This window comes from Neisseria sicca 4320 (assembly GCF_000193735.1).
Taxonomy (GTDB): Bacteria; Pseudomonadota; Gammaproteobacteria; order Burkholderiales; family Neisseriaceae; genus Neisseria; species Neisseria sicca_E.
The window spans coordinates 1-6,367 of sequence record NZ_AEPF01000135.1 but is presented as its reverse complement, the minus strand read 5'-3'; the positions used below and the strand labels follow the sequence as shown (position 1 = coordinate 6,367).

Annotated in this window: 4 protein-coding genes and 1 pseudogene; 3 read left to right on the top strand and 2 right to left on the bottom strand. The window is 52.3% G+C overall.

Going from position 1 to position 6,367, the window contains the following annotated elements; all coding sequences use genetic code 11:
- Window positions 1-1,023, bottom strand: a pseudogene (locus NSCA4_RS0111095) (outer membrane insertion C- signal); the annotation flags it as partial.
- Between the two features lie 665 nt (window positions 1,024-1,688).
- Here NSCA4_RS0111095 and NSCA4_RS0111090 point away from each other — a divergent pair.
- Window positions 1,689-2,621 carry an AEC family transporter gene (locus tag NSCA4_RS0111090; protein WP_016688184.1) on the top strand — a complete coding sequence of 311 codons (933 nt, stop codon included), beginning with the start codon at window positions 1,689-1,691 and terminating at the stop codon, window positions 2,619-2,621.
- A 290-nt stretch (window positions 2,622-2,911) separates the two neighbouring features.
- Here NSCA4_RS0111090 and hemL read toward each other — a convergent pair whose 3' ends face one another.
- Entirely contained in the window at window positions 2,912-4,195 is a 1,284-nt protein-coding gene (gene hemL, locus NSCA4_RS0111085) for a glutamate-1-semialdehyde 2,1-aminomutase (protein WP_016688183.1), read from the bottom strand.
- Window positions 4,196-4,407: 212 nt separating this feature from the next.
- Between hemL and NSCA4_RS0111080 the strand changes: the two genes are divergently transcribed.
- Together NSCA4_RS0111080 and miaB are read left to right on the top strand one after the other, a co-directional pair.
- Window positions 4,408-4,815: a hypothetical protein gene (locus NSCA4_RS0111080; RefSeq protein ID WP_003743789.1), complete on the top strand. Its 408-nt coding sequence runs from the start codon at window positions 4,408-4,410 to the stop codon at window positions 4,813-4,815.
- A 203-nt stretch (window positions 4,816-5,018) separates the two neighbouring features.
- A complete protein-coding gene (gene miaB, locus NSCA4_RS0111075; RefSeq protein ID WP_016688182.1) occupies window positions 5,019-6,347 on the top strand; it encodes a tRNA (N6-isopentenyl adenosine(37)-C2)-methylthiotransferase MiaB in 1,329 nt (442 codons plus the stop codon).
- The last annotated feature ends 20 nt before the right edge of the window (window positions 6,348-6,367 follow it).

The following is a 6,367-nucleotide window of genomic DNA, read 5'->3' as shown; positions in this document are numbered from 1 at the left end:
AATCGCATTGTTGAAGCCTTCATTAGCTTCCTCTTGTTCTTTCAAAGAAGCAGTATTTTCAGCGATTGCCGCTTTATTAGCATCAATATCTTTACGATTGTCTTCTACAGCCTCTGCAGCAAGCTGCAAGCCCTTCGCCAAGTCAACGATGCCTTGTTTATTGGCATCAATATCTTTACGGTTGGCGTCCAAAGCTTCAGTCAGACCTGCTACGCCTTTGCTTGCCTTGTCGGCTTTATCTGCAACTGCGTCGATTTTAGAAGCTGCATCTACGGCTTTATCGGCGGCATCTTTGGCTTCTTTTACTTTGCTGTCAACATTGGCAGAAAGTTCGGTTACTTTGTCTTCGGCGGCTTTGGCAGCGGCTTTGGCATCTGCTGTGTCTTGCGCCAGGCTGTCCACACGGGTGTTTACTGCGGTTACGTCTTCGCTTACTTTTTCAACAGAGTCGGAAAGCTCGGATGAAGCTTTGGAAATTTCACTGTCCACTTCGTTAAATTTGGTGGAAATTTCTTTACCCATATCGGCGACTGATTCATTCAGCTTGTTCACACCCGTAGCAACTTCGGCAATACGGGTACCATTGGTGGTAATGGCAGTTTTCAGTTCTTCGATGGTTTCGTCTTGATCATCTAAAGCATTTGCCAAGTTGTCAAGGTCGCCTGCCAAGCCTACACCTTTCAGGCTGTCGGCTTCGATATCTTCATTGGTGGCTTTACGGACGGTTTTGTTACCATTGGCATCAGTTGTGATGAAATCCGAACCGGAAGCAAAACCATTAATGGTTTGTTCTAACTCTAAGGTTTTCAAAAGCAGAGCATCGCTATCTTTTTTGAAAGTCAGCTTACCGGTATCTTTATCATATGTTGTGCCTTCGCCGAAGACAGTAAAAAACGCTGCTTGACCTTGATCGTCTTTGCCGCCAACCGCTGCTGCAAAGTTTTGTTCAGCCGCTCCCGCTGCGCCGCTTGCTACGGCTGCCGTAACAGCCATGCTCAATACTTTTACATTGAATTTTTTCATGTTTTTTACCTTTGTATGGTGGGTGTAAGGACGTTGATGCTTTTCCGGCGGCTCCCCGTAAACTGTAAAAGGATTATGCCGTTTCGGGCTGGAACTTAATAATCGCCAAGAAAAGTTTCAATGCATATTGTAAAAGTACGAAATTAAAAATCAAGGCTTGTGTCATTTTTTATGGTGAGAACAGGGGCGCATAGGCCTGTATTCTTCGATTTTTTTGAAATGTATTTTGATGCAATAAATGGCAATAGAATAATAAGCATATGAAATATATGATATTTTAATTTAATTTTTGGGTTTTTTTGATGGGTATTACCCTGTTTGGTAGAAAATATTTTAAATTTCTATTTTTATCAATTTGTGGGGAAAAAAGCGACGAACGGTATTTTAATTTGATTATTCGGATGCATTTGGCATTTTGTTACTGCAAGTAAATGTTTTAATTTTTGTAAAGAATTCTCTTGCGTATGAGGATGATGTACTTGTTGTCGGCAAGGCTCTGGTATTTTGGCATAAGGCTTAAATAGGTTTCAGACGACCCTTTTGCTTTTTATTTATAGGAGTCTGCATAGTGATGGCGATATAGCTTGGAAAACTGGGGCTTTATGGATAACGAAAGCTGCGATTTGCTATAAAATTCCTTTTCTATATTCAGATACGGATAAGCTATGGAAACCGCCCTGCTCCTTGCCGGCAAAATCACCGAGCTGACCCTGATTGTCCTGATGGGCATGGCGTTGGTGAAGTTTAAGCTCTTGAATTCCGAACACAGCCGCACGCTCTCCGTCATCGCGCTCTACCTCATCAGCCCGTCGGTGATGATTCACGCCTTCCAAATCGAGAACACGCCCGACATCATTGACGGATTGAAGCTCTCGGTTGCCCTCGCAGTCGTGTTCCACATCCTGCTGATCACGCTGGGCAGGCTCTTTAAAACCGTGTTCAAGCTCGATATGCTCGAACACGCCGCCACGGTTTACACCAATTCCGGCAACCTCATCATCCCGCTGGTGATGTCTATTTTCGGGCCGCAATGGGTGATTTACACCAGCGGCTTCATCATCGTCCAAATGTTCCTTTTCTGGACACACTTGCGCCTGCTGCTCTGCGGGCGCGGCAATCTTGCGTGGAAAACCGTATTCACCAACATCAACATCCTGTCCATCTTTGCCGGCGTGTTCATGTTTGCCTTCCAAATCAAACTGCCGCACATTATCGACAACACGCTCGCCACCGTCGGCAGCATGATAGGCCCGGTCGCCATGCTCGTTGCCGGAATGCTGATTGCCTCGCTGCCGCTCAAAGAAATCGTCCTCTCCAAACGGATTTACCTCGTTGCCCTCCTGCGTCTGATACTTATCCCGCTGATTCTGCTGGTGTTTGTCAAAGTTTCAGGCATAGCCCACATTGGCGGACACAGCGACACCGTCGTCCTTATCAGCTTCCTCGCCACCGTCAGCCCCGCCGCTTCCACTGTTACCCAAATGGCGATGGTTTATGGTCAGAACGCCCGTAAAGCCAGTGCAATTTACGGCATCACGACGCTACTGTGCGTCATCACCATGCCGCTGATGATTGCGTTGTATCAAGCGATGGTTTGAAAGGGGAAGGCAAGGCAAGGTCGTCTGAAAGTCTGAATTTGGGCTTTCAGACGACCTTGCCTTTAAAGCAGATATGATTGTTGTTTCCTGTATGCCGCAGAATGTTGACCTTCGATGCGGCTGCTTCCTGATTACAGCGTTGTCGAATACCGACATCAGGCTTGCGGGGGAACATAAGGTATTTTTCGGGTATCGCTTCAAATTTAAAAGGTCGTCTGAAAACCTAAATTCGAGTTTTCAGACGACCTTTGCTATGTAAATCACACCTGCTTCTGCGGATGCGCTTCGCCCTACTTCGCCATTTCCGCGAACACTTGATGCGCGGTGGCGATTGTTTCGTCAATCAGCTCGGGCGTGTGCGCGGCGGAGACGAAGCCTGCTTCGTAGGCGGACGGGCCGAAGGCAGTGTTGCGGTCGAGCATGCCGTGGAAGAAGCGTTTGAAGGCGTCTATATTGGAGCGCGCCATGTCGCCGTAGTTTTGCGGGGTGTGTGCGGCGAAATACAGACCGAACATGCCGCCCACGCTATCGGCGGTGAACTCGATGCCGTGCGCTTTGGCGGCGGCGGCAAGCCCGTCGGCGAGGCGGCGGGTCAAGGCGGTCAGGTTTTCGTAGAAGCCTTCGCGCTGGATGATTTCAAGCGTTTTCAAGCCGGCGGCGACGGCAATCGGGTTGCCCGACAAGGTGCCTGCCTGATACACGCCGCCCAGCGGGGAAATACATTGCATGATGTCTTTGCGTCCGCCGAACGCGGCAAGCGGCATACCGCCGCCGATGACTTTGCCCATCGTGGTCAGGTCGGGCGTGATACCGTGCAGCGATTGCGCACCGCCGAGCGCGACGCGGAAGCCGGTCATCACTTCGTCGTAAATCAACACTGCGCCGTGTTTTTCGGTCAATTCGCGCAGGGCTTTGACGAAGGCTTCGGTCGGGCGGACAAGGTTCATATTGCCGACGAAGGGTTCGAGGATGACGCAGGCGATTTCGTCGCCGTTGCGGGCGAACACTTCTTCGAGTTGGGCGATGTTGTTGTATTCGAGGACTAAGGTGTGTTTGGTGAAATCGGCGGGAACGCCTGCGGAAGACGGATTGCCGAAGGTGAGCAGGCCGCTGCCGGCTTTGACGAGCAGGCTGTCGGAATGTCCGTGGTAGCAGCCTTCGAATTTAATGATTTTGTCGCGTCCGGTAAAGCCGCGGGCAAGGCGGATGGCGGTCATGGTCGCTTCGGTGCCGGAGCTGACGAGGCGCAGCCGTTCGACGGACGGCATGATTTTGGCGATTTTTTCGGCGATGACGATTTCGCCTTCGGTGGGCGCGCCGAACGACAAACCGCCCAAGGCGGCTTCGCGCACGGCTTCGATGACTTCGGGGTGCGCGTGTCCGACAATCGCAGGCCCCCACGAACCGACGTAATCGGTATAGCGCGTGCCGTTTTCGTCCCAAACATACGCGCCTTCGGCTTTTTTGATGAAGCGCGGCACGCCGCCGACGCTGCCGAATGCGCGGACGGGGGAATTCACGCCGCCGGGGATGATGGCTTTGGCGCGGTCAAACAGGATTTCGTTACGGTTCATAGCGGATTCTTTCTGAGGTCGTCTGAAAAATAAGCGGTATTTTATCATCAGATTGCCCGCACCAGCCGTTTCAGACGACCCCTCACGCCCAAACCGCCACGGCGCAACGCCGTATCTGAAAATGAAAATTGTTCTGTAAAAACAATCACTCTGTTCATATTTGAAGCGTTTGTGCTATAATCCGCACCCATTTATACCATAAAGAAAACATCATGTTACGCGGATTCATTTTAATGCTTACCCTTTTGGTTTCCACCGTCTCCTACGCCGCCCAGCGCAAGCTGCCGAGCGATATGGACGCGGCGGTTTTGAAACAGGTCGAACTGCCTTATCTGAAAGTGAGCCGTGGCGGCTTCTCATGGACGCGCCTCTTGACGCTGGGCATTGCCGACGGCAATTCCGCCAAGCTGCAAATCACCCGTTTCACCAAAATCCACGACGAAAACGACCGCTTCATCCCGATGGGGCGGCTGGCAGGCAAAACCGGCAAAACCATCGCCTTCAAACACAACGACACCAACGCCCTCGTGCGCGAAGTGTGGGTTTTGACCGACGACGAAGCCTCCCGTTTTACCGCGCAAAAAGAAGTCCGCGACGAGGTTAAAAAAGACGCGCAATAAGCCGCCGCCTGCCCGTTTCAGACGACCCGAACACACACACCGCGTGGTTGGCTGTTGCAGCCGCAGCAGCGCAACCGCGCATTTTTGCGCCCTGACGAATCTGCGTTTCAGACGACCTGTCCACGTTCCAAAGGTCGTCTGAAATAAAGATTTCTATAACAATCAGCCCCGCAATTACGGGCTACCTGAGAAAGACACAAACCATGAAAAAAGTATTTATCCGCACCTTCGGCTGCCAAATGAACGAATACGACAGCGAAAAAATGCTCGCCGTACTCGCCGAAGAAAACGGCGGCATCGAACAAGTGACCGACGCCGACGAAGCCGACATCATCCTCTTCAACACCTGCTCCGTGCGCGAAAAAGCGCAGGAAAAAGTGTTCTCCGACTTAGGCCGCGTGCGCCCGCTCAAAGAAAAAAATCCCGACCTCATCATCGGCGTTGCCGGCTGCGTCGCCTCCCAAGAAGGCGAAAACATCATCAAACGCGCGCCTTATGTGGACGTCGTCTTCGGCCCGCAAACGCTGCACCGCCTGCCCAAAATGATTGTGGATAAAGAAACCAGCGGCCTGTCGCAAGTCGATATTTCCTTCCCCGAAATCGAAAAATTCGACCACCTGCCGCCCGCCCGCGTCGAAGGCGGCGCAGCATTCGTGTCCATCATGGAAGGCTGTTCCAAATACTGCTCGTTCTGCGTCGTCCCCTACACCCGCGGCGAAGAGTTCTCCCGCCCGCTGAACGACGTATTGACCGAAATCGCCAACCTCGCCCAGCAAGGCGTGAAAGAAATCAACCTCTTAGGACAAAACGTCAACGCCTATCGCGGCGAAATGGAAGACGGCGAAATCTGCGACTTCGCCACCCTGCTGCGCATCGTCCACGAAATCCCCGACATCGAACGTATGCGCTTCACCACCAGCCACCCGCGCGAGTTTACCGACTCGATTATCGAGTGCTACCGCGACCTGCCCAAGCTGGTGTCGCACCTGCACCTGCCGATTCAAAGCGGTTCCGACCGCGTATTGAGCGCGATGAAACGCGGCTACACCGCCTTAGAATACAAATCCATCATCCGCAAACTGCGCGCCATCCGCCCCGACTTGTGCCTGAGCAGCGACTTCATCGTCGGCTTCCCCGGCGAAACCGAGCGCGAGTTCGAGCAGACCCTGAAGCTGGTGAAAGACATCGCCTTCGATTTGAGCTTCGTCTTCATTTACAGCCCGCGCCCCGGCACACCCGCCGCCAACCTGCCGGACGACACCCCGCACGCCGAAAAAGTGCGCCGCCTCGAAGCCCTGAACGAAGTCATCGAAGCCGAAACCGCCCGCATCAACCAAACCATGATCGGCACCGTACAACGCTGTCTGGTCGAAGGCATCTCCAAAAAAGACCCCGACCAGCTCCAAGCCCGTACCGCCAACAACCGCGTAGTCAACTTCACCGGCACGCCCGATATGATCAACCAAATGATCGATTTGGAAATCACCGAAGCCTACACCTTCTCCCTGCGCGGCAAACCGGTCGAAGCATAAAGCCGTTCCGTCATAGCAAA